The organism is Bradyrhizobium sp. (assembly GCF_047605465.1).
Classification (GTDB): Bacteria; Pseudomonadota; Alphaproteobacteria; order Rhizobiales; family Xanthobacteraceae; genus Bradyrhizobium.
On sequence record NZ_JASGFS010000071.1, the window covers coordinates 1 to 24348 of the forward strand.

Sequence of the window (24348 nt, forward strand, 5' to 3'; positions counted from 1 at the left end):
TGATCAACACCATCGCCGGCCAGACCAACCTGCTCGCGCTCAACGCCACGATCGAGGCCGCGCGCGCGGGCGAAGCCGGCCGCGGTTTCGCGGTCGTCGCGTCCGAAGTGAAGACGCTGGCCGAGCAGACCGCGAAGGCGACCGGGGAGATCAGCCAGCAGATCTCCGGCATCCAGTCTGCGACCCAGGAATCCGTCAGCGCGATCCGCGACATTTCCGCGACGATCGAGCGGCTGTCGGAGGTGTCGTCGACCATCGCGGCTGCGGTCGAGGAGCAGGGTGCGGCGACCCAGGAGATCGCACGCAACGTGCAGCAGGCGGCTCAGGGCACCCAGCAGGTCTCCACCAACATCACCGACGTGCAGCGCGGTGCGGCCGAGACCGGTTCGGCCTCCTCGCAGGTGCTCTCGACCGCGAAAATGCTGGCGACCGACAGCAGCCGGCTGAAGCTCGAAGTCGGAAAATTCCTCTCGACGGTGCGCACCGCGTAAGGCCCGCGCGGCGCGCTTCCGTCTGCCGCGTGATCGTTACCGTGCGAGCAGGAAACCGAGCGCGAGCACCAACAGCACGGCCGTCATGACGACGGCCGTGGCCGCACCGGCGGCGATCCTGGCCTTCTCTCGGGTGGTGGTCGGGCGCATCGGATGCGGATGCTACGCCATGTCGAGCTCCGATCCAATCTGTGAGGCGAGCAGGCTTGTTCAGCGGCAGTCTCGAACGCTCGCATGGTTTTGCGAGCAAGACTCACGCGCGTTCTCGCCGATGACCTCCAGCCGTCCGCCCGTGCTTGCCCATGAGTGCTTCGTTGGCGATCGCGAGAATCTTGCGGGGCTCGATCTCGCCGCGCGGCTCGAGCGCATTGAAAGGACGAATTTGTGGGGCGCGACGACCTCGGTCTCCGGTCTCGGCTCGGGGGAAGCACTGATGATACCGGGTGAACCTACCGGTTCTTTTCTGCGACAGATGTCCCGAGGTTGTTGATGCCGTGCGATGCCTGGCCGGCCTCAAACCCGATAATGGCCCGCTGGAGAGATTGAAATGAATTCGATGGGATCGCTGATCGGCGGCGGGCTGCTTGCAGCTGGTTTACTGATATCAGCCGGATCGGTGCGGGCAGTGGAAAGTGATGACGGTTTCGCAGCGTTCTGGACGCAATTCAAAACCGCGGTCTCCAAGAGCGACCAGAAGGCCGTATCGGAGATGATCAAATATCCGGTCCTCTACATTGATTTGCGACAAGCGGCGGAGTTTCCCGTGATCTGGAGGGGAGCTTTCAAACCTGCGCACCGGGCGTGTCTTGCCAAACAGAAGCCCGTCAAAGATACATCCCCCAAGGGGGTGGTCAGTTATTCTGCCTTTTGCGCTTCGCTCATCTACTCTTTCAGCAAGGATGAATCCGGCTGGAAATTGACGGACTTTGGCGTGGACGATTGATCGGACCGGTCTTGCAAGAACTGATTGCCGACTGCTTCCCTGCTGCGCGCATGATCAGTGAGTGGTGAAGAAGCCATCCCGCAAGAGAAACACGCCGGGAAGCTGCAACGGATCGTCGCTTGCAAAGGTGCGCTGGTCGATTCGATAGAGTTTGAGAATGGCTTCAAACAGGTGATGACGCCGCCGCCGACCGCGGTGACGATCGCGGCGTCGCGCGGGGGCACTGCGCCCGAGGCGGGCTGGCAATGCTCATGCGATCGCGCGGCCGACGATCGCTTGCTTGGACTTTACTCGGACGCTTTGACGAAATTGAACCAGTCGGGCCCGCTTGCCTCCGCGCGATAGCCGCTATGGGCAGCCTCGAACTCTGCGCGCGAAAGGCTCTTGCGATCGTATGAGACGGCCTTGGTTGTGAACCGGAGGCGACGACCGTCGGTGCGTGGCCCGTTTTCGATCAGCATCGATCGCTGACGCTCTGCGATGGGCTGATCGGAGAAGAAGAGCCGCTTCCAATGCATACGCGTGGCGCCGACGCCCGCGAGTTGCCGCACCGTCTCCGACGGCTTCGCCGTGTATTGAACCGCGCCGTTGGAATGCATCAGGTCGATGGTTCCGAGCCATGAGGCCGCAGCCTCGACGGTCTCGAAGAAGCGAAGACGGTCGGTTTCGAGTTGCGCCGCCTGGCGCACCATCGCGGGCGTCTCGACCACGGCCCACCTGATCAAAGGAGCTTCGCGGCGCGCGAGCTTGTAATGGATGCCGCATGCGCCGCCGAAGTCCAGAACGGTTTCGGCACCGCGGACCTCGGGCCATTCGCCGGCCGGCTCGGCGGCGACGGTCTTCGCGAAGATTTCCGAAACCAGTTCGGGATGTTCATAGCCCTCGATCGTCGACGAAGGCAGCATTCGGAGGAGGCGCGTCAGCATGCGCCATCTGAAATAGATGGAAACAATCTAGCAACGCGCTGAAATGTCGCACCACGTTACCTTTGTCGGTCCAAGGCCGCCGATTCTGGCGATACGGCGTCAGGCGCGATGGAAAACCCGATGCGCCAAAACCAGCGTCGCAGGTGGGGAGGGCCGCAACCCCTGAGGAAGGTGTTTGCCTGGGGGACGCCTGGGTTCCGGAAACGATTTCAGGCCGACCGGCCTCTTCATGGTGCCGGCTGAGGGGATTGAACCCCCGACCTTCGGTTTACAAAACCGCTGCTCTACCGCTGAGCTAAGCCGGCGACGCCTGAAGACGAGGCGGGTCGGAGCCGGCATGCGCCGGGGTCATCCGCCCGCGCGCCGCAATACCAGACTCGGCCCGAAAGTGCCAGAACCCGCGATCATCCCCCCGACATGAAACAGGCGGCCTGAGGCCGCCTGTTTCATTGCATTCGAGTTTAACAGGTCTACTGGCAGAGGTGTTGGCGACCGTCTTCGGCCTTGAACCAGGTACCGGGCCGGCAAACGATGCCGTTTCGGGCCGCGTAAGTATCCCAGTTGCCGTACCAGCCCTGTTCGCCGCGATCATAGCTGGCGTTGTAAGTGCCGGAATTGTCGTAGGCGTAGGAGTTGCCCCAACCGCCGAACGGAGCCGAGGCTACCGCAGCCGCCGTTCCGACGGCCGCGCCTGCCACCGCTCCTGCGGCCGCGATCGGCCAGAAGCCGTTCTCGGGCTTGTACGTATCAGGCTGGCGGTAGGCCGCGCGCCGATATTGTCGCCCTTGCCGGCTGGTGGCATACGGGCTGCCTGGGCCTGCGTTCAGGCAGTTGGCGCTGGCGAACTGGGATTCGCAGGCGGCCGGATTGGTGATGGATGCCTGACCCAGTGCAGGGCTCGCTAGTGCGGATGCGGCGATAGCGGCGGCGCCGATCAACTTAAGGCTCGTCATGGTATTTGCTCCATGTGGGTGAGACCGTCGTCAAGCGCCACGCTAAGCGCGACCGTGAGCAAGTCGTTCCTTGATTTTGTGTGAGCGGCGTCACTTCGGTGTGATCGCGCAGAGGATGTGCAGTTTGTGCCACGCATCTCCGACTGGCTCACGCGACGCGAGACGTCGCGACCGTTGCAAGATGTTAACGCCGCGCTAGTGCGCCTCGCAGCATTTGAACGGGGAACGAGCCTCGCACGTTAGGCTTACCGGAATTTGGTGAGGCGGCCTTAACCCTCTCTCCGTGGTGATCGGATAGCGTGCAGGCTTGGACAACCGGGATCACTACATGCGCGCTTTCGCGCTCGCAGCCATTTTGATCGGACTGCCTGCTGCGGCCTTTGCCGGCAGCGGCTTCGATGTCGTCGTGCCCGGCCGTCCCGGCGTGCCCATCATCATCAACGGAATCGATGCGTCCTACACCGTGATCGAGGGCACCTGGGGTTTGGGCAAGAACATCCAGGTGCAGCCCACGATCTATGGCGGACGCTACATCGGCGAGCGGCAGCCCTCCGACGTCGGCCACTATTATCCCAGCCTCGGCGTGCGTCCTGGCTACGGCCGGCTCGAGATCGAGCCGCCTGCGAACCGCAAACTGCCGCAGCCGGCGGAGAGCTATCATCAGAGCTGGGGCGCGCAGTCCGCGCCGTTGCCGCCGCAGATGAACGTTCCCGTCGATCCGCCGCCGGTGATCCTCGCACCGCAGATCAACACCAATCCGCCGCACCGTCGGCTGCCACCGCCCCGTGCAGAAGGGCCGGGCAGACCGCCCGGCTGAGAAACGTCGAATCCAACGAACGGACGTCAACAGGAGAGAGTAATGCGTCAAATGATTTCGGGACTGGTCGCGGCGGTTGCCGTGATGATCGTGGGCAGCGCGCCGGCCATGGCCTGCGGCTTCAATCCCTGCCAGCCGGTCGCTCCGGTCTATTCCGGCTGCAACACCGGCTGCGGTGGCTGGGGCTACGAGCGCCTCGCCGAGCCGACCACCCAGTATTACTACGTCAACCAGGGCCCGACCTACACCGGCCCGGGCGCGTTCGCGCCGTATCCGACCTATCGTGAGGACGCGGTCGTCGCTCCCGCGAACTACGGCTACGGCTATCGTGCCGCCGCGGTCGCACCGCCGGTCGCCTATCCCTATCATCGGCCGTATTACCGTCCGTACCGCTATGGCTACGGCCCGCGCGCCGGCTATCTGCCGCGCGTGCATTACGGCTACGGTCCGCGCTACGGCTACGCTCATCGTCCCGCGCCGTATTATTACGGCGGCCATCGCGTGCTGCGCCGCTACTACTGATCGCCTGATCGGTTGAACTGAAGAGGCGCTCGTCCGCGTGCTGCGGACGGGCGCTTTGTTTTTTGTCCGAGCCTGATCGGGCCGCGATCGGAATCGGCTTGGTTCTCGTGGATTGAGGCGGTGGCCTGCCGGCTCTCGCGCGCCTCTCCAGGAGGTTTTCGATCGCGCATCGAAGGGCGGGATGGTGACCGCCGCCGAGACGAGGCGGCGGATCCGCTCTCAATCAACTGTCATGGTCGCAAGCCGACGATCGATCGAGCCGCAAAATTGTGCGGTCAGATCGCGGATGGCGCGATCTGCTCGGCTGCGCGCAAATCGAACGATGACGAGGAGGCAAGGATGGATGATGCGGGGGGCAGCTTCATGTTCCCTCCAAATGTCACCGGAGCGCGTTTGCTGCCGAGAGAACGACCACATACAAAGCACGCGCTGCCTGTGAGTCGAACGGTTCCAAGAAGCAGGTCAGCGGCCGGCTAGACCGTTGGAATTCTGATGCTGTTCAATTCAGTCGTTTTCATCTTCTGCTTTTATCCGGCTGTTCTGCTCGGCTTCTTCGTCCTGGGTCGATTGCAACTGAGGAAATGCGCCATCGCGTGGCTGCTGGCCGCCTCGCTCATTTTCTATGGATGGGATGATCCGGCGCGCCTCTTGCCGATCATTGTGGCCTCCGGAGTTTTCAATTTCCTGGTTGGCCGCGGTCTTACCCGCCAGCCGAGCAGCGGGTTGCTGTTTCTTGGAGTCGCGGCCAATTTGGCGCTGCTGGGCTACTTCAAATACGCATCGTTCTTCATGGAGAATGTTTCGCTCCTGACCGGAATGGCTGCTCCCTCCATCAGCACGACGCTTCCGATCGGCATCTCCTTCTACACTTTCACCCAGATCGCATTTTTGGTTGATGCCTATCGACGCGAAGCACGGGAGTACGATTTCCTGAAATACGGTCTCTTCATCGCCTACTTTCCCCATGTGATCGCTGGGCCGATTCTCCACCACAAGGAGATGATGCCGCAATTCGACGACCCGAAGACTTTCCAGCCCAGGCTTACATCCGTCACGATCGGACTGAGCTGGTTTACCTTCGGCTTGTTCAAGAAGGTCATCCTCGCCGACAACATCGCCGCCTTCGTCGATGCGCCATTCAAAACGGCCGCGTCGCAATTGGTTGGCTTCGGCGATGCCTGGATCGGCGCTCTCAGCTACACCCTTCAGATCTACTTCGATTTTTCAGGGTATTCCGACATGGCGATCGGACTCGCCATGATCATGGGTATCGCTTTTCCCTTGAATTTCGCCTCGCCGTACAAGGCCGCGAGCATCATCGATTTTTGGCGGCGATGGCATATGACGTTGTCCCGTTTCCTCAGGGACTATCTCTATTTTCCCTTGGGAGGAAATCGCAAAGGACCCTTTCGCCGCCATCTCAACCTCATGATCACGATGGTCCTTGGCGGATTGTGGCACGGGGCGACATGGAATTTCGTCGTGTGGGGCGCAATTCACGGCACTGCACTGTTGATAAATCACCTGTGGCGCGGCTTCGCCGATCGCTATCGGCTACATCTGCCGCATGTCGTCGGCTGGTTCCTCACAGCGCTGCTCGTTGTTTTCGCGTGGGTGCCGTTCCGGGCCGAAACGCTTGGCTCGTCCCTCGAAATGTGGCGCGGAATGCTGGGATTGAACGGTATCGGAGACATTGCGCTCCTCGATGGACACCCCCTTCGCTGGATTGCCATCCTTTCCTGCATCGCTCTGTTCTTTCCGAACACCCAACAGACCTTTCAACGCGGATCTGCTGCAAAGGAGCGCCTTCTGCAATGGCGGCCTAATGTTCTCTGGGCTGGCGTGATCGGCTGCCTGTTCGGCATCGCGATAGCCGGCACGATGACGAAGCCGACAGTCTTTCTGTACTTCAGGTTCTAGTCATGCAGCGCAAGGTCGGGAGCAGCTACATCCTGTGCTTTCTGATATTTGCTCTGATCGCGGGCGTAGCCTCCCGATTTGTGGGCCGGTCGCTGGATGCTCTCGGCTGTTACGAACACAGAACGACCGATAGTTTCATGGCGTATTGCGGGTCGACGCAATATGGCGACTACGAGCACGGCGCCTATTATTTCGGCGTGGAAGCGGAGGCCGTTGAAAACTTGAAGCGGGCCGAGGTGCTGTTCCTCGGAAATAGCCGCTCACAGATCGGGTTCTCCACGGATGAGGTGAACAGATATTTCCGAGACCATCGGATTCCATACTATGTCTTGGGATTTGGGTACGACGAGCGATACGAGTTCGAACTCGCGCTCATCAAGAAATATCGACTTGCTCCGAAGGCGATCGTTGTGAACGCGGACCCGTTCTTTCGCGGCCGTTCGAGCTTTTCTCCCGATCTGGTCGCGCCGATAGACAACGCGATGGCCGCATTCGACAGGAGCCGCGCTTTTCTTGACGCGCTGGAGAAGAAGCTCTTCGGCATGGTGCGCTGGGGAATTTGCGACCAACGACCTTCGCTCTGCTTGCAGCAGAATCTTTCGATCTATCGGGACGCGCGTGATGGCTCATGGATTTGGCGAAACGCATATACGCGCGAAGAGCAGGGCAACATTCCCGTCGGCCAGGGCAAGGAGGTGGAGGGGCTACCGGAGGCGATCGACATCGAAAAGGCCAACCGGCTCATCAGGGTGAGCGGGATTTCAAAGGAATGTCTGATCCTAACGGCGACGCCCAATTCCCAGACAGACGCTGACGCCTACGTCACCCATTTGGCCGACGCACTCGCCGTCAAACTGGTGCTTCCCGGGGTCCGTGATTTGTATACGTGGGATGGCTCGCACCTGACTTGGTCAAGCGCGCAACGGTGGTCGAGACGATTTCTGGAGGAAGCCGATCCGGTTCTGCGTCGCTGTGCGTTCTCGGGATCGTAGGACCCGGGCGATCCGTGTGCGGCTGGATGCGGTCTTGTTCATGGGAACGCGCCGCGGGGACGCTGCCGGCATCTCATCCCGCGCCTTGCCGGGCAGTGCGGGCGTCAGCGAAAAAGCCTCAACCGATCAATCGCTGATTTGAAGGTTGGTGGGGGAGGCAGGACTCGAACCTGCGAAGCCATGAGGCGGCTGATTTACAGTCAGCTCCCTTTGCCACTCGGGACACTCCCCCGCTCGACGGCAGCACAATCGGGCCGGGCCTTGCCGGCGGACCGAATACGGCCATGGAACGTGAAGGCCGCGGCAACCCGGATAGGGGCGCGACCGGGCGCGTTTATGGGCGATGCGGTGGGGCAAAGTCAACCGAGGCGAACAGCTAAAATGGGCCCATTCGCACCCAAATTGCCATATTGCGGCGCCCGTGACACAAGCGAGCCCATGAAGGATCGAAAATTCGCCCCTAGGGGCCCCCGTGGCGGGGCTAAGCCCTTCAACAAACCGGGAAAATCGGCCGGCCGGCCTGCCTGGCGGGAGCGCGATTCGCACGCCGACGGTCCCGTCATCCTTTATGGCTGGCACACCGTCACCATGGCGCTGGCCAATCCGGAGCGGCGGATCCGCAAGCTCACGCTGACCGAGAACGCCGCCCGGCGGCTCGCGGACGAGAACATCCAGACCCGCATCGCGCCGGAGATCGTCAGGCCGCAGGAGATCGACCGCCTGCTTTCTCCGGACGCCGTGCATCAGGGACTGCTGGCGGAAGCCGATCCGCTGCCTTCGCCCGACATCGAGACCTTGAAGCAGGAAGGGATGGTGCTGGTGCTCGACCAGATCACCGATCCCCACAATGTCGGTGCCATCCTGCGCTCGGCTGCCGCGTTCGCGGTGAAGGCGATCGTGACCACGGCGCGCCACAGTCCGGAAGCGACCGGGGTGCTCGCGAAAGCCGCCTCCGGCGCGCTCGAACTGGTGCCGATGATCACGGTGCAGAACCTTGCGCGCGCGCTGACCGCGCTGAACGAGCGCGGCTTCCAGACCGTCGGCCTCGACAGCGAGGGCAGCGAGGATCTCAGCGACGTCGCGTTGCGCGAGCCGCTTGCGCTGGTGCTCGGCGCCGAGGGCAAGGGATTGCGGCAATTGACCCGCGAGACCTGCAGCGTCGTGGCCCGGCTCGACATGCCCGGCGAGATCAAGAGCCTCAACGTGTCCAACGCCGCCGTGCTCTCGCTCTATGTCGGCGCGAGCCGGCTCGGACTGATGAAGCAGGGCGCCGCGCGCTAGCCCAAGGGCGCGCGCGGACGCCTCGAAGCGCTACGCCATCATCCCCCTGACCATCGGCACCACCTTGCGGCCGTAGAGCTCGATGCTCGTCATCAGCTTCTCGTGCGGCAGGGGGCCGGCCGAATATTTCAACTGGAAACGCGCGATGCCGAGCGTCTTCGCGGTCCTGGCGATCTTGCGCGCCACCGTTTCCGGCGAGCCGACATAGAGCGAGCCGTGCTCGGCCTCGTTCACGAATTCGTCGCGGCCCATCGGCGGCCAGCCGCGCTCCTTGCCGATGCGGTCGCGCATGACCTTGTAATGGGGCCACAGCTCTTCGCGCGCCTTGTCGTCGGTCTCGGCGACATAGCCCGGCGAGTGCACGCCGATCGGCTGCGCGGCGCGGCCGAATTCCTTGAAGGCGCGATGATAGAGATCGACGAAGGGCGCAAAGCGCGCGGGATCGCCGCCGATGATCGCGAGCATCAAGGGCAGGTCGTAATGCGCGGCGCGCACCACCGATTGCGGGCTGCCGCCGACACCGATCCAGGTCTTGAGCGCGCCGTGCTCGACCGGCGGATAGACGAGCTGGTCCGTCAGCGGCGGACGCAGCTTGCCTTGCCAGGTGACGGGCTTCTGCGGCAGGAGCGCCGTGAACAGGTCGAGCTTCTCCTCGAACAGCTCCTCGTATTTGCGCAGGTCGAAGCCGAACAGCGGAAACGACTCGGTGAAGGAGCCGCGGCCGAGGATCACCTCGGCGCGCCCGTTCGAGAGCGCGTCCAGCGTCGCGAAGCGCTGGAAGACGCGAATGGGATCGTCCGAGCTCAGGACCGTCACGGCCGAGCCGAGATGGATGTGCTTGGTGCGCGCCGCGACGGCCGCGAGCACCGTCTCCGGCGAGGAGATGGCGAAATCGGCGCGGTGGTGCTCGCCGAGGCCGATGAAGTCGAGGCCGAGTTCGTCGGCCAGCACTGCTTCGTCGACGACGTTGCGGATCACCTGCGCATGCGCAAGCGTTGAGCCGGTGGCGTCGACGGTGACGTCGCCAAAGGTATCCAGTCCGAATTCGAGCGGTGCGGTCATCGATCAAGTCTCTGTGGGAGGATGATGGAGACTTAGTGCATGGCCGCAACGTCACAAGGCTGGTTTCGGAAATGCTCGGTTTCCGATCCTGGGTCCTAGCCCGGTATCCGCACGACCATCTTGCCGAGCGCCGCGCGCGTCTGCATCGTCTTGAACGCGTCACGGAAATCGTCCAGCGCGAAGACACGGCCGACCGCGGGCTTCAGTTTGCCCTCGGCGAGCCAACCCGTCAGCTCCGACATCAGGCGCTGCTGAACGTCCGGCTCGCGCTTGGCGATCTGTGCGAGATCGACGCCGAGAAGGGCGCCGCCCTTCAGGAGCGGCAGATTGAACGGCAGCGCCGGGATGGCGCCGGCGGCAAAGCCGACCACGAGATGGCGGCCCCGCCAGGCGATGGATCGGAAGGCCTGCACCGAGATCTCGCCGCCGACGGGATCGAAGATCACGTCGGCGCCGTGTCCGCCGGTCAATTCCTTGAACTGGTCGCGCCAGCCGGCCTGCGTATAGTCGATGGTCGCATCCGCGCCATGCTGGCTCGCGAACGCGCGCTTCTCCGGCGTCGATGCGGCCGCGATCACGCGGGCGCCGAGCAGCTTGCCGATCTGGACGGCGGCGATGCCGACGCCGCCTGCTGCGCCCAGCACGAGAAGCTGCTCGCCGGCGCCCAGCGCAGCGCGCGCGCTCAGCGCGTAGACCGCAGTCAGGTAATTGGCACGAAACGAGGCGCCGACCTCGGCGGCAACGCCGTCCGGCAGCGGATGGACCGCTTCGGGGGCGACGACGATCTCTTCGGCAAGAGCACCCGACCGCGTCATTCCCATCACGCGCATGCCGGGTCGATAACCGGCGGGACTGCCCGGGGCTTCGTCCACGACGCCCGCGAATTCGGTCCCGGGAATGAAGGGCAGCGGATCCTTGGTCTGATAGAGGCCCTGAATCTTCAAGCCGTCGACAAATCCGATGCCGGCGGCCTCCACCCGGATGCGCAACTGACCGGGCTCTAGGAGCGGGCGAGGGATGTCCTTCAGTTCAACTTGATCGATGGGGGCATATCGTTCGACGATGACGGCTTTCATGTCGGGTCTCTTCTGGCCTTGTTATGCGTCCTGACGAAACCCGAGACTAGCCTACCGCCACATCCCCCGCATCCGCGCGCCGATGTCGATCTTCGGGCCCTGGGCCGCGCTGCGCGCCGCGCCCGCGGCGGATTTCGGCCAGGCCGTGCGTTCGAACAGATAGACCAGCGATTCCGGGATGAAGCGCGTGCGCGAGGCGTAGACGTGGCGGTCGCCCTTGGCGGCCTGGCCATGGGTGAAGAAGCGCTGCGGCACGACGAGATGCAGGTCGTCCTTCGCGCGTGTCATCGCGACATAGAGCAGGCGGCGCTCCTCCTCGAGCTCCGCGCTGGTGCCGGCGCCGAGGTCGGAGGGCATGCAGCCGTCGACGACATTGAGCACGAACACCGATTTCCATTCCTGGCCCTTGGCGGAGTGGATGGTGGAGAGGATCAGGTAGTCCTCGTCGCGGAGCGGCGGGCCGGATTGATCGCTGGTCGCATCCGGCGGATCGAGCGTGAGCTCGGTCAGGAATTTCTCGCGCGACGGATAGCCGCTCGCGATCTGTTCGAGCTGCATGAGATCGGCGCGGCGTGTCTCGGAGTCTTCGTGGATGCGATCGAGATGCGGCTCGTACCAGAGCCGGACACGCTCGAGGTCGGCCGGCCACTCCGAATAACGGAGGTTCTCGATCGTGCGGACGAAGCCGGTCCAGTCGTCGCCGGTGCGCGGCGGCGTCGGGATCTGGCCGAGCGCGCGGAGCGGCTCGGGACTCTCCGCCATCTGGTCGAGCACGCGTTGGGCGGTCGCGGGTCCGATGCCCGGCAACAGATGCAGGATGCGGAAGCCCGCGACACGGTCGCGCGGATTTTCGGCGAAGCGCAGCAGCGCCAGCACGTCCTTGACGTGCGCCGCGTCGAGGAACTTCAGCCCGCCGAACTTCACGAAGGGGATGTTGCGGCGGGTCAGCTCGATCTCCAGCGGACCCGAATGCGAGGAGGTGCGGAACAGCACGGACTGGTGCTTCAGCAGCGATCCTTGCTCGCGGTTCGCCAGCACCTGCTCGACGATGTAGCGGGCCTGGTCGGCCTCGTCATGCACGGTGACGAGCTGCGGCTTCTGCGACGAGGTGCGGTCGGTCCAGAGGTTCTTGGTGAAGCGTTCGCGGGCGAGGCCGATGACGCCGTTGGCTGCCGCCAGCACGGATTGCGTCGAGCGGTAGTTGCGATCGAGCGTGATCATGTCCGCGCGCGGTGAGAAGCTCTGCGGAAACTCCAGGATGTTGCGCACGGTGGCGGCACGGAAGGAATAGATCGACTGGGCGTCGTCCCCGACGACGGTGAGGCCGCGTCCGTCCGGCTTGAGCGCCAGCAGGATCGAGGATTGCAGACGATTGGTGTCCTGATATTCGTCGACCAGTACGTGATCGAAGCGGCCGCCGATCTCCTCGGCGATCAGCGCATCGCCCATCATCTGCGACCAGTACAGCAGGAGGTCGTCGTAATCGAGCACGTGCTGGGCCTGCTTGGCCTCGACATAGGCCGCGAACAGGCCCTTGAGCTCGGCGGCCCAGCCCGCGCACCAGGGATAGTGCTGGCCGAGCACCTTCTCGATCTCCATCTCCGCGTTGACGCAGCGCGAGTAGATCGACAGGCAGGTGCCCTTGGCCGGAAAGCGGTTCTCGGTCCTCGACAGGCCGCGTTCGTGTCGGACCAGATTCATCAGGTCGGCGGAATCCTCGCGGTCGTGAATGGTGAAGGCGGGATCGACCCCGATGCGCTCGGCATATTCGCGCAGGAGTCGCGCGCCGATGCCGTGGAAGGTTCCGGCCCAGCTCAAGGCGTCGCGCATGATCGCGGCGTTGTTCTCGCCGAGCACCTTTCGCGCGATCCGCTCCACGCGGCCGGCCATCTCGGCGGCCGCACGGCGCGAGAATGTCATCAGCAGGATGCGACGCGGATCGGCGCCCGCGACGATCAGATGCGCCACGCGATGGGCGAGCGTGTTGGTCTTGCCGGAACCGGCGCCGGCGATGACGAGCAGGGGGCCGCCCACGGTCGCGCCATCGGCCACGCCATGTTCGACGGCGCGGCGCTGCTCCGCGTTGAGCGTGTCCAGATATGTCGCCGCCACGAATCGCCCCGGTGAAAGCGGCAGACTCGGCCATCCCGGCGCGAATCGCAATGCGGCTGGACGAAACCGGATTTAGCACCTAGGGAAGAAAGTCCCGAGTTCCAGCCCGAAAAGCGCGCTTCCGGCATGACCGAGCTCAAGCCCGACCAGTTCGAGATGCGGCGGCTGGAATCGCTGAGCAACACCATCTTCGGCGTCGCCATGACGCTGCTGGCCTATGATCTGCCCAAGGCCGCGGTCTTCACCAGCGCGCCGAGCTGGACCGATCTCGCCCAGGTCTATTCCGGCAAGCTCGCCGGCTTCGCGCTCAGCTTCATCATCGCCGGCGTGTTCTGGATCAGCCATCACCGGCGGCTCGCGCGCCAGCCCGAGGGCAGCCGCGGCGTCGTCATCCTCAACCTGCTGTTCCTGCTTTCGATCGTGCTGCTGCCCGTGACCAACGGCCTCTACACCAATTACGCCACGAGCAGCGCGGTCGCGGTGCTGTACGGCCTGCATCTGAGCGCGATCGCGGGCCTCAATGCGTGGCTGTGGTGGACGATCATCGGCGGCTGGCGCCACGAGATCATGGCCTCGCTGTTTCCGCTTTTGGTGTTCGTGCCGGGCACGATCGTCGCGGCGTTCGCACCGCGCATCGCGCCCTATGTCTGGTTCATCGCCTTCGGCGGACTTCTGATCCAGCGGTTCTATACCGCGCGGACCGGGCCCGACGCCTAGACTGGAAAACGTCGCGGGTCGGATGCGTCACCCGGCCGAAGGCGTTGTGCCGAACCCCTCGGACGGGACGAAAAGCCGGATCGGCCGGATCTCGTAGACCGCGCTCGGATTGGCCTTGCGCAGCTCGCGCGCCGCGGCGATCGCGCCGTCCTCGCTGTCGAACTCCATGATGTAGAAGCCGAGCAGCTGCTCCTTGGTCTCCGCGTAGGGGCCGTCCACCACCATTCCCGCGCCGGGGCCGCGCAGGGTGCGGCTCTTGCGGGTCTCGTCGAGCCGGGCGGCGGGACCGAAATGGCCATTGGCGCGCAGAGACGCCTGGACGTCGTTCAACTTGGTCATGACGGCCGCGTCCTCTTCGGCGGTCCAGGACATGACGTGGTCTTCCTCATGGTAGGCCAGGATGGCGTAGAGCATGTTCACCTCGTTAAATCGGCTGTGCGGTTCAAAGGACGTATCAGCGCTGCGGTTTCCGACAATCCCATCGGCGAAATATTGCGTCGTGCGGACTCTCGCGAAACCGTCCTGAAACCCGATTGTCGCGTCGCCGGATGAACGCTGCTCAAAGCCGAGGCGACTGATGGCCACCAGGAACACTGAGAACTCTAGGAGGCGGCAATGTCGGGTCGGACCATCAGGATCATCTGCGACGCGCGGCGGGCAGGGAGGTTGGAGCCGCCCGACCTGCACGACCAGACCGGCCATCATCGCTACTACGGCAGTTCCGTCCAGAACGGCGGCGAGCGCATCGTCGAAAGCCGCCGGGGAAAGCGGCCGCGTGCACTCAATGTCTGCGGTTTCTGACCCAGCCGGCTCTTCCGCAATGCCTTCAGCTCTCAAATGTCGAAGGCCGCGCGATGATCATCCGCGGCTACGGACTTTTCGGTTCAACGCGGTTCGAGAAGCAGTCCGATGTCCTTGCCGAATGCCGACATGACGACGCGGGTCGCGATGCCGTCTCGTCATCAGTCGCAGGAGCTGATGGTCTCGCGACGAGGATTCGACTTCAACGCCCCGGGCATGCCTTGCAAAAGAGCTGCGCCCGATCGAAATGCGCTCAGCCTGGACGTGTCGGCTGACGACGATGAAAAGTCGCTCAACCTATTGAGAGGCCGATGATTTTAGGGATGTCGATTGGAGCGGGTGAAGGGAATCGAACCCTCGTATTCAGCTTGGAAGGCTGCTGCTCTACCATTGAGCTACACCCGCGATACGGGCTCCCTAACACGGCCGGACGGCGGTCTCAACTGCCCTGAGCGCGTCCCTGCGGCGTTGCGCACGGGCTTGGTTCCGCCCTGGCGAGCTCCTCTTAACAGCGGCGGCCGCACGGCCTATATCTAGGCTTCCCGAAACCAACGAAAGGAGGTGATCCAGTGTCTTATCTCAAGCGCTGTCACCTCGCTGGGATCGCCCGCTAAGCTTTGAATAGAGCTTGGCATCGGGGCGCTCTCAGCCCTGGACCAGCGAGCAAGAAATCGGGCGCGACGGGACCCTCCCGCCGCGCCTTCTTCTTTTCCCTCGTCGCGCCAGGCCGCCCACCACCGGCACGGCGCTCATGGTCGCGCCAGAGGGCCGGACGCCATCGACGACAAGAGCCGCGAGCGAAAGTTCGTTGTCCAGCATCGAATGCGACGACAGGCCTCTCGCCGCGATGCCGGCTGAAGCGTTCAAGAATCCCGATCCGTGATCGCCTCGAAACGAGTCACGGGAAACACGATGTGCGCTTTCGCCGCAATGTCGCTCTTTCGATAACGGACTATGTTGATCGGATCATGACTTACGTCGTCGAAATCGATGCGCGCATCGCGCGTCATTGTCTGCATGCGGGCCGCCTTCACGCAGGTGGTTAGCCGGACGGTCGTTTGCGCCGTCCGGACCTCTATGACTCCTTGAAAACCTGGATCTGTGTGGCTTCAGCTTTCGAAGCCGCGTTGTCTTGCGCGAGAAGGAGCATGCCGTGTTGCTTCTTCCGAAGATCGCACCGACCGCATTCCTCTGTCCCGTCTCGAACGGCGCGCGCGTTGCCTGCAATCATGGCGACATCGTCTCCGACACGAACGACGTCGGCGCGTCGGCGAGGATGGAATTCGGGCCCGACCGCCGCATAACCCTGAGAGAACACTCATGACGATGACCAAGACCAGCCACGGCAACAAGCAGGAAGCAACGCTGCCGCCGATCAAGGTGACCGAGGACGAATTGCATCGTCTCAATGCTCTCGCCAACTCGAGCATGGAGCTGTTTCCGCGCGTGGCTCATTTCCTCGCAAGGGAGATGGACCGGGCCCAGATCGTCGCGGGCGATGCCGATCTGCGCGGCGTCGTCAGGATGAGTTCGCGCGTGACCTATCGCGACGAGGGGACGGGCGAGACCCGCGACGTGGTGCTCGTCTATCCGCACGAGGCCAACATCGAGTTGAACCGGATCTCGGTTCTGACTCCGGTCGGGGCCGCGCTCATCGGCCTGTCCGTCGGACAGGGCATCGAATTTCAGACGCCCAGTCAGCAGACGAGGTCGCTGGTCGTTCTCGCCGTGTCCGATTGACGAACGCCGATGCGCTTCTTCTCGTTCAGCCAGGCCTGGTTGGCGGTGATCTGCATCGTCGGCGTCTTCCTTGTGGGCCTCGTCCTGGTCTCCTGCCTCGCGAGGCTGTGAGGTGGCCAGGGCGTGCCCGCTCGAGCGGCTATTCAACGCTCGGCGGCCGATACCGGAGAGCGTCGTCCGCTGCTGCCTGCTGCTGACACGACTGGGCCGCATTGCGGCCGGCGCCGTCGTGCCATTCGGAACCGACATTTCCGATTGCCGCGACTCCGGCTAGAACTGACCCCACAGGCGTGATCGGCGCCTGCCGGGCAGGCGGCGACTGGAATGCGGTTTCTGAAATCTGACGGCAGGCTCGTCGGCGTCCTGCTGGTGCTTGCGATCACCCAACTCGTCGGATGGGGCACGATCGGGCTTCCGGCCATCGTCGGGCGCGATCTGGCGGCCGATCTCGGCATGAGCCTGCCGGCGGTCTTCGCCGGCACCTCGGTTCTCTATGTGACGATGGGGCTGTGTGCGCCCTGGCTGGCCAAATCCTACGCAAGGCATGGCGCGCGCAAGGTCATGATGGCCGGCACGCTCGTCGCCGTGCCGGGCTTCATTCTCCTGTCCTTCGCTCGGGAGCCGTTGCTGTATTTCGGCGCCTGGCTTGTCCTCGGCATGGCCGGCAGCGCCACGCTTTCGACCGGCGCCTATATCCTGCTGAACGAGATCGCGGGGCGGCAGGCCAAGAGCGCCATCGGTGCGCTCATGCTGGTCACGGGGCTGTCGAGCAGCATCTTCTGGCCGACGACGTCGTTTCTCAGCAGCCATCTTGGCTGGCGCGGGACCTGCCTCGTCTACGCGGCGGTGCTGCTCCTCGTGTCGCTTCCGCTTTACGCCTTTGCCGTCCCGCGCCGCAGCGTCGTGACAGGCGGCGGCGCGGCGGCAAAACCCGCACACGTGCCCGCGACACCGAGGAGCACTTTCGGGCTCGTCGTTTGCGCGGTCACCCTCAATGCCTTCGTCACTTTCGGTCTGAGCTCCGTTCTCATCGAGTTGCTGAGGGCGGAGGGCCTGCCGCCGGCGCAAGCGCTTGCCTTCGGCTCGATGCTGGGCGTGATCCAGGTCAGCGCCCGCGGTCTCGACTTTCTCGGCGGCGGGCGATGGGACGGGATCACCACCGGCCTTGTCGCGAGCACGGCGCTGCCGCTTTCCATGCTGCTTCTGATGGTGAGCGACGGGGTGACTTGGGCGGTCGCGGTCTTCATCCTGGTCTATGGCGCGGGTAGCGGCGCGATGGCAGTGGCGCGGGCAACCATCCCGCTCGTGTTCTACGACCAGGCCGAGTTCGCCAAGGCGATGTCCATGATCGCGCTGCCGCTCAATCTCGCGTCCGCGCTCTCTCCACCGCTTCTCGTCGGCCTGATCACGCAGTTCGGCGGTCGCGGCGCGCTCGGTCTCACCTTCGTGTGCTCCTGTGCAGCGCTGCTCATGCTGGTCCTGCTCGGCCGGCGGCGTCCGCAGGTTGCCGCGGCGGGCGCGATCTGAGCCTGACGGTAAAATTCGCGCCGCGGAAATTGCGCGGGCAGATGCCATTGGTGCCCGGGAGGGGAGGCGCATATGCCCGGAGTGCAGTGCTCACGGGGCCAAAATGGTGTATCCGCAGATGGCGCGGTCCGCTTCGAGCGGCCGCGCCAAGAGATGGTTCCCGGAGGAATTCGACATGTCGGCCTTGCCGCTCTCAGGCATCAAGATCCTTGATCTCACGCGCGTTCTAGCCGGGCCTCTGTCGGCCCAGATGCTGGGCGATCTCGGCGCGGAGGTCATCAAGATCGAGCGCCCGGGCACCGGCGACGACGCGCGCGCCTTCGGCCCTCCCTATCTGACCGACCCCGAGGGCAAGGCGAACAACAACAACTCGTTCTACCTCTGCGCCAACCGCAACAAGAAATCGATCACCGTGAACATCGCCAAGCCGGAAGGGCAGGCGATCATCCGTGAACTCGCCAAGGACGTCGACGTCTTCATGGAGAACTACAAGGTCGGCGATCTCAAGCGCTACGGCCTCGACTATGACTCGCTCAAGGCGATCAACCCGCGCATCATCTATTGCTCGGTGACCGGCTTCGGCCAGACCGGACCCTACGCTCCGCGCGCCGGCTATGACGCCATCCTGCAGGCGATGGGCGGCCTGATGAGCGTCACCGGTCATATCGACGGCGAACCCGGCGAGGGCCCGATGAAGGTTGGCCCGTCGATCGTCGACTACATGACCGGCATGAACACCTCGATCGGGATTCTGTCCGCGCTCTATCATCGCGATGCCAATGGCGGGGCAGGGCAGCACATCGACGTCTGCCTGTTCGACACCGTCATCGCGTCGTTGTCGCACTGGCTGCAGATCTATCTCGTCAACGGCAAGATGCCGCCGCGTCGCGGCACCTGGGGCAATGGCGGCATGCCGGCCGGCGTGTTCCGCTGCACCGATGGCGAGTTGATGCTGGTGGTCGGCAATGACGGCCAGTTCCAGCGCACCTGCGCCGTGCTCGGCGAGCCCGAGCTCGCGAACGACAAGCGTTTCCTCAAGAACAACGACCGCGTCGTGCACGGCAAGGAGATCATGGCGATCTTCGCCGGCCTGTTCCTGAAGAAGCCGGTGGCGTACTGGCTGGACAAGCTGGAGGAGGCCGGCGTGCCGTCGGGCCCGATCAACAATTTCGAGCAGGTCTTCAGCGATCCGCACGTCCAGTCGCGCGGCATGAGGGTGAAGGTCGACCATCCCTTCGAGCCCGATCTCTCGCTGATCCGCAACGCGCTGACCCTCTCGGGAACGCCGATCGAGACCTACCGTGCTCCGCCGCTGCTCGGTGAGCACACCAGCGAGGTGCTCGGCGGCAAGCTGGGCTACGATGCCGAGAAGATCGAGGCGCTGAAGAAGCAGGGCGTAATCTAGCCGGATGCGTCTGTGCGGCGTCGGCCGGTGGAGGCCCCAGGCTTACCTGGCCGGCGGCACATCTGCTCCGGACGCGAGGCTGCTCAGAACTCCAACCGTATCGATCCGCTCAGGCTGGCGCGCCAGACGTCGTCGATCTTGTAGGGCGTGATCGGTGTGATGCCGAGATTGCCGCTTCGTGTGTTGCCGGTTTCGAAGCTGCCCGTATAGCTCACGGATGTGTTCAGACTGAGCATGGCCTTCGGAGCGATCCTGTGCTGGAGCCCTGCGCCGATCTGGGCCGCGGGGCTCAACCGGGTGTGATCGGCCACATCGGCGAGGAATAGTCCTGTCCCAACGTCTGTTTCCATGACGCTCGACAGGGAGTTGAACGATAGTCCGAGGCCAGCGCTGGTCCGGATGGAGGTCCTGTCGGACAGCGCAAACTCATAGGCGAGATTGCCCATGACGACATGGCTGACGGCCGTCCCCTTGAAATCCGAGGCGACGCCGAACATGGGAAAGGTCGCGTCCCAACTCACATCGCCCCGGACATATTGATAGCTGACATAGGCTGACAGGGCCGGGTCGAACCGGTAGCCGGCGTGTCCGCCGATGCCGGCGGTCTCGCCGAACTTGACGTTGTTGACCACGCCGCCGCCGGCCCAGGGAGCGCCACCGTTGGTCGTGCTGGACGACCCGAACGCCATGCCGGCCGATGCATCGAGGCCGACGAAGAAGCCGGCGCCTTGAGCGAGCGCCGATGCAGGCGCGACGCATGCCGCGACCAGCGCTGGAATCAGCAGTTTCGGTCTCATGGTATGTCCCCCGCCACACGAGCAGATTGCCCCCTTATGGTTAATCAAGTCTTGATTGTACCTGTCGGGGGTATCGAGCGCTGTGCAGCGGACTTCTCGCGATCCGCGTCGCGACGTGGGACGCTTTCCGTCCCTCATCGGGCAGAGCTGAACCTCGCTTGCGCATCCGCCCAATCGTGTATGTATGCGGCCAGGGGAGACGGAGGACATCGATGACATCAGGCAAGACCATCATCACCTGCGCGATCACGGGCAACCTCACGAAGCCCGAGCAGTCGCCTTACCTGCCGATCACGCCTGAGCAGATCGCGACATCCGCACTCGAGGCCGCCGAAGCCGGGGCCGCGATCGCCCATATTCACGTGCGCGATCCCGCCATGGGACGGCCCTCGATGTCGATCGATCTCTACCGCGATGTCGTCGAGCGCATCCGCGCCCGCAACAAGAGCCTCGTCATCAATCTCACCACCGGTCCCGGCGGACGCTTCGTCCCCTCGATCGAGGATCCGCGCGTCGCCGGTCCCGGCACCACGCTGATCCAGCCGGAAAAACGTGTCGAGCATATCGAGCTGCTCAAGCCGGACATCTGCACGCTCGACCTCAACACCATGAATTCCGGCGGCGAGGTCGTGATCAACACGCCGCGCAACGTCCGCATCATGGCCGAGCGGATGAAGGCGGTCGGAGTGCTGCCGGAGATCGAGCTGTTCGATTCTGGCGACTGCCATCTGGCGCGCGACATGTTCGCCGACGGCTCGCTGAAGGGGCCGGGCCTGTTCTCGCTCGTGCTCGGCGTGAAGTACGGCTTCTCCGCGACGCCGGAGACGATGCTCTACGCCCGCGGGCTGTTGCCGCCGGGGGCGATCTGGTCCGGCTTCGGCATCGGCCGCGCCGAATTCCCGATGGTTGCGCAGGCCTATCTGTTCGGCGGCCACGTTCGCGTCGGCATGGAGGACAATCTCTACATGTCGAAGGGCGTGCTGGCGAAGACCAATGCGGAACTGGTCGCGCACGCGGCGTCCATCCTGAAAAGCCTCGGTGCGAGCGTTGCGACCGCACAGGACGCGCGCGCGATGCTTGGGCTCGCGTAAGGCGTCATGCCCGCCGACCATTCGGCGGGCTCGCGGGTAAGCTGGTAGCGGGCGGATGTCCGCGCTTGTACGAAGCTTGCACGCAATCCCCAGATAAACCCGGTCCGTCATTGGACGGGCTTCCGCTTCGCGCGCGACTCAGATTCGATCTCCCGATCGGTGCACAGCGTGAGGGGGAAACAAAACATGTCATACACGATCGGATTTCAGGCCAAGAACAACGCGTCGATCCTGGCGACGGAAGCGCCGACCGCGAACCAGGCGGTCGCCATCGTTGCCGCGCTGCGGCAGAGCGCCGACGAGATCAAGTTCATCCGCTCGCCGCAGGAAGGCGACATGGGCATCGAGATGCTGCTGTTGCTGGCCAAGGAGGAGGCCGAGGAGATGCCGCGGCGCGTCTAGCCGCGGCGCAGCCACATTTCGATCGGAAGCGAAGCATGCCGGCTGCGGATTGATGTAGTCAGGGCGCCATCCCGCTCGAACCGAAGGTGGCTGCCCATGACACGCGAAGCGCTCCGCGTCGAACCGATCTCGACCTTTCTCGACCGCTGGAAGGCGCCGGCATCGCCAGTGACGCGCGCCGGCAACATGATCTTCGTCTCTGGTCTGCCGCCGTTCGACTTCGACACCGGCGAGATCGCCGAGGCGCCGATCGAGCGGCAGAGCGAGATCGTCATGAAGCAGATGACGCTGTGCCTGGAAGCGGCGGGCGCTTCGCTGGACAACGTCATGAAGTGCAACGTCTACTGCACCTCGGTGAAGCATTTCGCCGCGTTCAACGCGGTTTATGCCCGCTACTTCCCGAAGGACCCGCCGGCGCGGATCTTCGTCTGCACGCCGGAATGGTTCGGCCCGTTCGACGTCGAGATCGACTGCATCGCGATGACGTGAGGTCCTAGCGCGCGTCGCGTGCCAGCGCGCGCGCCGGCGCCCTGGTCTCGGGCTTTCCCGCCGTCAGCGCCATCGTCGCGACGCTGACCACGCGCGCGACGACGTCCTCGACGTCGTCGAGATCGCACTGGCCTTCCGACAGCTTCGTCAGCCGCTCGCTCTCGCGGATGGTGTGATGGGCCATGGCGAGAGCGAAGTTCAGGCCCCAGTAGATGTCGACGTCGCCGCGGTCGGGCAGGGACCTGCGCATCGCGCCGACGAATTTCCGCAGATGGTCGATCTCGCGGTTCTTGATGCGGCGGATCGGCGGCACGGACTCGATCGAGGCGCGGATCATGAAGCGCGCCGCGGTCGAACGCTGGTTTTCCGGACCGAGGCAACCGCGCAAGGTCGGGCCGACGAGGGCGCGCAGGATCACCTCGATCGGGGCGCGTCCGCCGCCTTGCTCTTCCGCCGCCTTCAACTCGCGCAGGCGCTCGCGGTTGGTGGCGATCGAGCGGGTGACGAACAGTTCCGCGATCAGTTCGTCCTTCGAGCCGAAATGATAGTTCACCGCCGCGAGATTGACGTTGGCCTCCGCGACGATGTCGCGCAGCGTCACGTCGCCGAAGCCGCGATCGGCATAGAGCCGTTCGGCGGCGGCGAGAATGGATGTCCGGGTCTGATCACTGGCCATGGTTCAGGACCTCGTCATTCCGGGGCGCGAGGCGGTCGCGAACCGTGGTGCGCAACGGCGCATCCGGGATTCTCGCGCCGCAATCTCGGTAGTCCGGCTTCGACGCTTCACTTCGCCCCGCAATGACCGGGCAGGGTTAGCGAAGCGGCCGGGGTTGCAATTCAAACACTTGTATGAAACTATCGTTTGAAGGCTCGGAAATGTCAATCCGCAATCGGGACCCGTTCGCAACTGCGCGCCGGTTCCGGAATGCCTCGCAAGTCGCGCATTCGCGCTTGCGGGACGCGCGCGGCGGGAGGACAGTCCGGCACAAAAGCGATCTGTGAGAGAAACGAGGAGCGTCCCATGGACTTCGATATGTCGCCCAAGCAGAAGGAATGGCTCGACCGCGTGCAGTCCTTCATGGCCAAGCACGTGCGTCCGGCGGTGCCGATCTACAACGAGCAGGATCACAGCGGCGAACGCTGGAAAGTCATTCCGATCCTCGAGGACCTCAAGAAGAAGGCGAAGGCCGAAGGCCTCTGGAACATGTTCATGCCGCCGTCCGAGCACGAGGACGACGAATTCCGCGGCGCGGGACTGTCCAATCTGGAATACGCGCTGCTGTCGGAGCAGATGGGCCACATCTCCTGGGCCTCGGAAGTGTTCAACTGTTCCGCGCCCGACACCGGCAACATGGAAGTGTTCATCCGCTACGGCTCCAAGGAGCAGAAGCGCAAATGGCTGCGTCCGTTGATGGACGGCGAGATCCGCTCCGCCTTCCTGATGACGGAACCTGCGGTCGCCTCGTCCGACGCCACCAACATCGAGACCCGCATCGAGCGTGACGGCGACCATTACGTCATCAACGGCCGCAAATGGTGGTCGTCCGGCGTCGGCGATCCCCGCTGCAAGATCGCGATCCTGATGGGCAAGACCGATCCGAAGGCGGCCAAGCACCAGCAGCAGTCGCAGATCCTGGTTCCGCTCGACACTCCCGGCATCAAGGTCGAGAAGATGCTTCCGGTGTTCGGCTTCGACGACGCGCCGCACGGCCACGCCCAGGTGCTGCTCGAGAACGTGCGCGTGCCGAAGGAGAACATCCTGCTCGGCGAGGGTCGCGGTTTCGAGATCGCGCAGGGCCGCCTCGGTCCGGGCCGCATCCATCACTGCATGCGCACCATCGGCAAGGCCGAGGAAGCGCTGGAGAAGATGGTGAAGCGCCTGATGTCGCGCACCGCGTTCGGCAAGAAGATCGTCGAGCATTCGGTGTGGGAGCAGCGCATCGGCGAAGCCCGCACCAACATCGAGATGACGCGTCTTCTGTGCCTCAAGGCCGCCGACATGATGGACAAGGTCGGCAACAAGACCGCGCAGGCCGAGATCGCCATGATCAAGGTCGCCGCACCCAACATGGCGCTGAAGATCATCGACGAGGCGATCCAGGCTTTCGGCGGCGCCGGCGTGTCCGACGAGGCCGGCCTCGCCAAGGACTACGCAGGCATCCGCACGCTGCGGCTCGCCGACGGTCCGGACGAGGTGCACAATCGCGCCATTGCCAGACTTGAAATCCGGAAGTATGCAAACTCTCCCAAGCATTAAGCGGGAGAGCCGGCAGGCGCTTCCGAC

General features: G+C 64.0%; 25 protein-coding genes, 3 tRNA genes and 1 pseudogene. 17 read left to right on the forward strand and 12 right to left on the reverse strand.

Annotated features, from left to right (window positions below):
• The 3 genes and pseudogenes from QM712_RS31460 to QM712_RS31470 form a co-directional block, all read left to right on the forward strand.
• The coding region (locus tag QM712_RS31460) for a methyl-accepting chemotaxis protein (protein ID WP_415027048.1) at nucleotides 1-491 on the forward strand (491 nt) is incomplete at its 5' end.
• Nucleotides 492-762: 271 nt separating this feature from the next.
• Nucleotides 763-912, forward strand: a pseudogene (locus QM712_RS31465) (class I SAM-dependent methyltransferase); the annotation flags it as partial.
• 126 nt (nucleotides 913-1038) lie between these two features.
• Nucleotides 1039-1434: a hypothetical protein gene (locus tag QM712_RS31470; RefSeq protein ID WP_415027049.1), complete on the forward strand. Its 396-nt coding sequence runs from the start codon at nucleotides 1039-1041 to the stop codon at nucleotides 1432-1434.
• A 287-nt stretch (nucleotides 1435-1721) separates the two neighbouring features.
• On the opposite strand, the gene QM712_RS31475 is transcribed toward QM712_RS31470, so the two are convergent.
• The 3 genes from QM712_RS31475 to QM712_RS31485 form a co-directional block, all read right to left on the reverse strand.
• On the reverse strand, nucleotides 1722-2360 hold the full coding sequence (locus tag QM712_RS31475; RefSeq protein WP_415027050.1) for a hypothetical protein: 639 nt from the start codon (nucleotides 2358-2360) through the stop codon (nucleotides 1722-1724).
• A 230-nt stretch (nucleotides 2361-2590) separates the two neighbouring features.
• Nucleotides 2591-2665, reverse strand: a tRNA-Thr gene (locus tag QM712_RS31480).
• Nucleotides 2666-2830: 165 nt separating this feature from the next.
• Nucleotides 2831-3313, reverse strand: coding sequence for a hypothetical protein (locus tag QM712_RS31485; RefSeq protein WP_415027051.1), 483 nt, complete (start codon nucleotides 3311-3313; stop codon nucleotides 2831-2833).
• A gap of 328 nt (nucleotides 3314-3641) precedes the next feature.
• On the opposite strand from QM712_RS31485, the gene QM712_RS31490 reads away from it, so the two are divergent.
• The 4 genes from QM712_RS31490 to QM712_RS31505 all read left to right on the forward strand — a co-directional run bounded on the left by QM712_RS31490 (nucleotide 3642) and on the right by QM712_RS31505 (nucleotide 7564).
• On the forward strand, nucleotides 3642-4130 hold the full coding sequence (locus tag QM712_RS31490; RefSeq protein ID WP_415027052.1) for a hypothetical protein: 489 nt from the start codon (nucleotides 3642-3644) through the stop codon (nucleotides 4128-4130).
• Nucleotides 4131-4172: 42 nt separating this feature from the next.
• On the forward strand, nucleotides 4173-4652 hold the full coding sequence (locus QM712_RS31495) for a hypothetical protein (protein WP_415027053.1): 480 nt from the start codon (nucleotides 4173-4175) through the stop codon (nucleotides 4650-4652).
• A 492-nt stretch (nucleotides 4653-5144) separates the two neighbouring features.
• A complete protein-coding gene (locus tag QM712_RS31500) occupies nucleotides 5145-6572 on the forward strand; it encodes an MBOAT family O-acyltransferase (protein WP_415027054.1) in 1428 nt (475 codons plus the stop codon).
• A gap of 2 nt (nucleotides 6573-6574) precedes the next feature.
• The gene (locus QM712_RS31505) at nucleotides 6575-7564 is read left to right on the forward strand and encodes a hypothetical protein (protein WP_415027055.1); all 990 of its coding nucleotides are present in this window, start codon (nucleotides 6575-6577) and stop codon (nucleotides 7562-7564) included.
• A gap of 146 nt (nucleotides 7565-7710) precedes the next feature.
• On the opposite strand, the gene QM712_RS31510 is transcribed toward QM712_RS31505, so the two are convergent.
• Nucleotides 7711-7796 (reverse strand) — tRNA-Tyr (locus QM712_RS31510).
• A gap of 206 nt (nucleotides 7797-8002) precedes the next feature.
• Between QM712_RS31510 and rlmB the strand changes: the two genes are divergently transcribed.
• Entirely contained in the window at nucleotides 8003-8845 is an 843-nt protein-coding gene (gene rlmB, locus QM712_RS31515; RefSeq protein ID WP_415027056.1) for a 23S rRNA (guanosine(2251)-2'-O)-methyltransferase RlmB, read from the forward strand.
• 30 nt (nucleotides 8846-8875) lie between these two features.
• Here rlmB and QM712_RS31520 read toward each other — a convergent pair whose 3' ends face one another.
• From QM712_RS31520 to QM712_RS31530, 3 genes are all read right to left on the reverse strand, one after another.
• Nucleotides 8876-9907 (reverse strand): LLM class flavin-dependent oxidoreductase, encoded by a 1032-nt coding sequence (locus QM712_RS31520; protein ID WP_415027057.1) that lies wholly within the window; start codon nucleotides 9905-9907, stop codon nucleotides 8876-8878.
• Between the two features lie 95 nt (nucleotides 9908-10002).
• Entirely contained in the window at nucleotides 10003-10983 is a 981-nt protein-coding gene (locus QM712_RS31525; RefSeq protein WP_415027058.1) for an NADPH:quinone oxidoreductase family protein, read from the reverse strand.
• 51 nt (nucleotides 10984-11034) lie between these two features.
• The gene (locus QM712_RS31530; protein WP_415027059.1) at nucleotides 11035-13095 is read right to left on the reverse strand and encodes an ATP-dependent helicase; all 2061 of its coding nucleotides are present in this window, start codon (nucleotides 13093-13095) and stop codon (nucleotides 11035-11037) included.
• A gap of 126 nt (nucleotides 13096-13221) precedes the next feature.
• On the opposite strand from QM712_RS31530, the gene QM712_RS31535 reads away from it, so the two are divergent.
• Entirely contained in the window at nucleotides 13222-13812 is a 591-nt protein-coding gene (locus QM712_RS31535; RefSeq protein ID WP_415027060.1) for a TMEM175 family protein, read from the forward strand.
• A gap of 27 nt (nucleotides 13813-13839) precedes the next feature.
• Here QM712_RS31535 and QM712_RS31540 read toward each other — a convergent pair whose 3' ends face one another.
• Complete coding sequence (locus QM712_RS31540) at nucleotides 13840-14226, reverse strand: YciI family protein (RefSeq protein ID WP_415027078.1); 387 nt, start codon at nucleotides 14224-14226, stop codon at nucleotides 13840-13842.
• A 201-nt stretch (nucleotides 14227-14427) separates the two neighbouring features.
• On the opposite strand from QM712_RS31540, the gene QM712_RS31545 reads away from it, so the two are divergent.
• Nucleotides 14428-14613 carry a hypothetical protein gene (locus QM712_RS31545; RefSeq protein WP_415027061.1) on the forward strand — a complete coding sequence of 62 codons (186 nt, stop codon included), beginning with the start codon at nucleotides 14428-14430 and terminating at the stop codon, nucleotides 14611-14613.
• Nucleotides 14614-14944: 331 nt separating this feature from the next.
• On the opposite strand, the gene QM712_RS31550 is transcribed toward QM712_RS31545, so the two are convergent.
• Nucleotides 14945-15018, reverse strand: a tRNA-Gly gene (locus QM712_RS31550).
• A 458-nt stretch (nucleotides 15019-15476) separates the two neighbouring features.
• The gene (locus QM712_RS31555) at nucleotides 15477-15632 is read right to left on the reverse strand and encodes a hypothetical protein (RefSeq protein ID WP_415027062.1); all 156 of its coding nucleotides are present in this window, start codon (nucleotides 15630-15632) and stop codon (nucleotides 15477-15479) included.
• 307 nt (nucleotides 15633-15939) lie between these two features.
• Between QM712_RS31555 and rnk the strand changes: the two genes are divergently transcribed.
• From rnk to QM712_RS31570, 3 genes are all read left to right on the forward strand, one after another.
• Entirely contained in the window at nucleotides 15940-16353 is a 414-nt protein-coding gene (gene rnk / locus QM712_RS31560; protein ID WP_415027079.1) for a nucleoside diphosphate kinase regulator, read from the forward strand.
• 324 nt (nucleotides 16354-16677) lie between these two features.
• On the forward strand, nucleotides 16678-17880 hold the full coding sequence (locus QM712_RS31565) for an MFS transporter (RefSeq protein WP_415027063.1): 1203 nt from the start codon (nucleotides 16678-16680) through the stop codon (nucleotides 17878-17880).
• A gap of 175 nt (nucleotides 17881-18055) precedes the next feature.
• On the forward strand, nucleotides 18056-19285 hold the full coding sequence (locus tag QM712_RS31570) for a CaiB/BaiF CoA transferase family protein (protein WP_415027064.1): 1230 nt from the start codon (nucleotides 18056-18058) through the stop codon (nucleotides 19283-19285).
• A gap of 83 nt (nucleotides 19286-19368) precedes the next feature.
• On the opposite strand, the gene QM712_RS31575 is transcribed toward QM712_RS31570, so the two are convergent.
• Entirely contained in the window at nucleotides 19369-20082 is a 714-nt protein-coding gene (locus QM712_RS31575; RefSeq protein ID WP_415027065.1) for an outer membrane beta-barrel protein, read from the reverse strand.
• A 212-nt stretch (nucleotides 20083-20294) separates the two neighbouring features.
• Here QM712_RS31575 and QM712_RS31580 point away from each other — a divergent pair, with 212 nt between their 5' ends.
• From QM712_RS31580 to QM712_RS31590, 3 genes are all read left to right on the forward strand, one after another.
• Entirely contained in the window at nucleotides 20295-21173 is an 879-nt protein-coding gene (locus QM712_RS31580; RefSeq protein ID WP_415027066.1) for a 3-keto-5-aminohexanoate cleavage protein, read from the forward strand.
• A 186-nt stretch (nucleotides 21174-21359) separates the two neighbouring features.
• The gene (locus tag QM712_RS31585) at nucleotides 21360-21575 is read left to right on the forward strand and encodes a hypothetical protein (protein ID WP_415027067.1); all 216 of its coding nucleotides are present in this window, start codon (nucleotides 21360-21362) and stop codon (nucleotides 21573-21575) included.
• A 96-nt stretch (nucleotides 21576-21671) separates the two neighbouring features.
• Nucleotides 21672-22064, forward strand: coding sequence for a RidA family protein (locus QM712_RS31590; protein WP_415027068.1), 393 nt, complete (start codon nucleotides 21672-21674; stop codon nucleotides 22062-22064).
• Between the two features lie 4 nt (nucleotides 22065-22068).
• Here QM712_RS31590 and QM712_RS31595 read toward each other — a convergent pair whose 3' ends face one another.
• Nucleotides 22069-22740 carry a TetR/AcrR family transcriptional regulator gene (locus tag QM712_RS31595; protein WP_415027069.1) on the reverse strand — a complete coding sequence of 224 codons (672 nt, stop codon included), beginning with the start codon at nucleotides 22738-22740 and terminating at the stop codon, nucleotides 22069-22071.
• Between the two features lie 345 nt (nucleotides 22741-23085).
• On the opposite strand from QM712_RS31595, the gene QM712_RS31600 reads away from it, so the two are divergent.
• The gene (locus QM712_RS31600) at nucleotides 23086-24321 is read left to right on the forward strand and encodes an acyl-CoA dehydrogenase family protein (RefSeq protein ID WP_415027070.1); all 1236 of its coding nucleotides are present in this window, start codon (nucleotides 23086-23088) and stop codon (nucleotides 24319-24321) included.
• The last annotated feature ends 27 nt before the right edge of the window (nucleotides 24322-24348 follow it).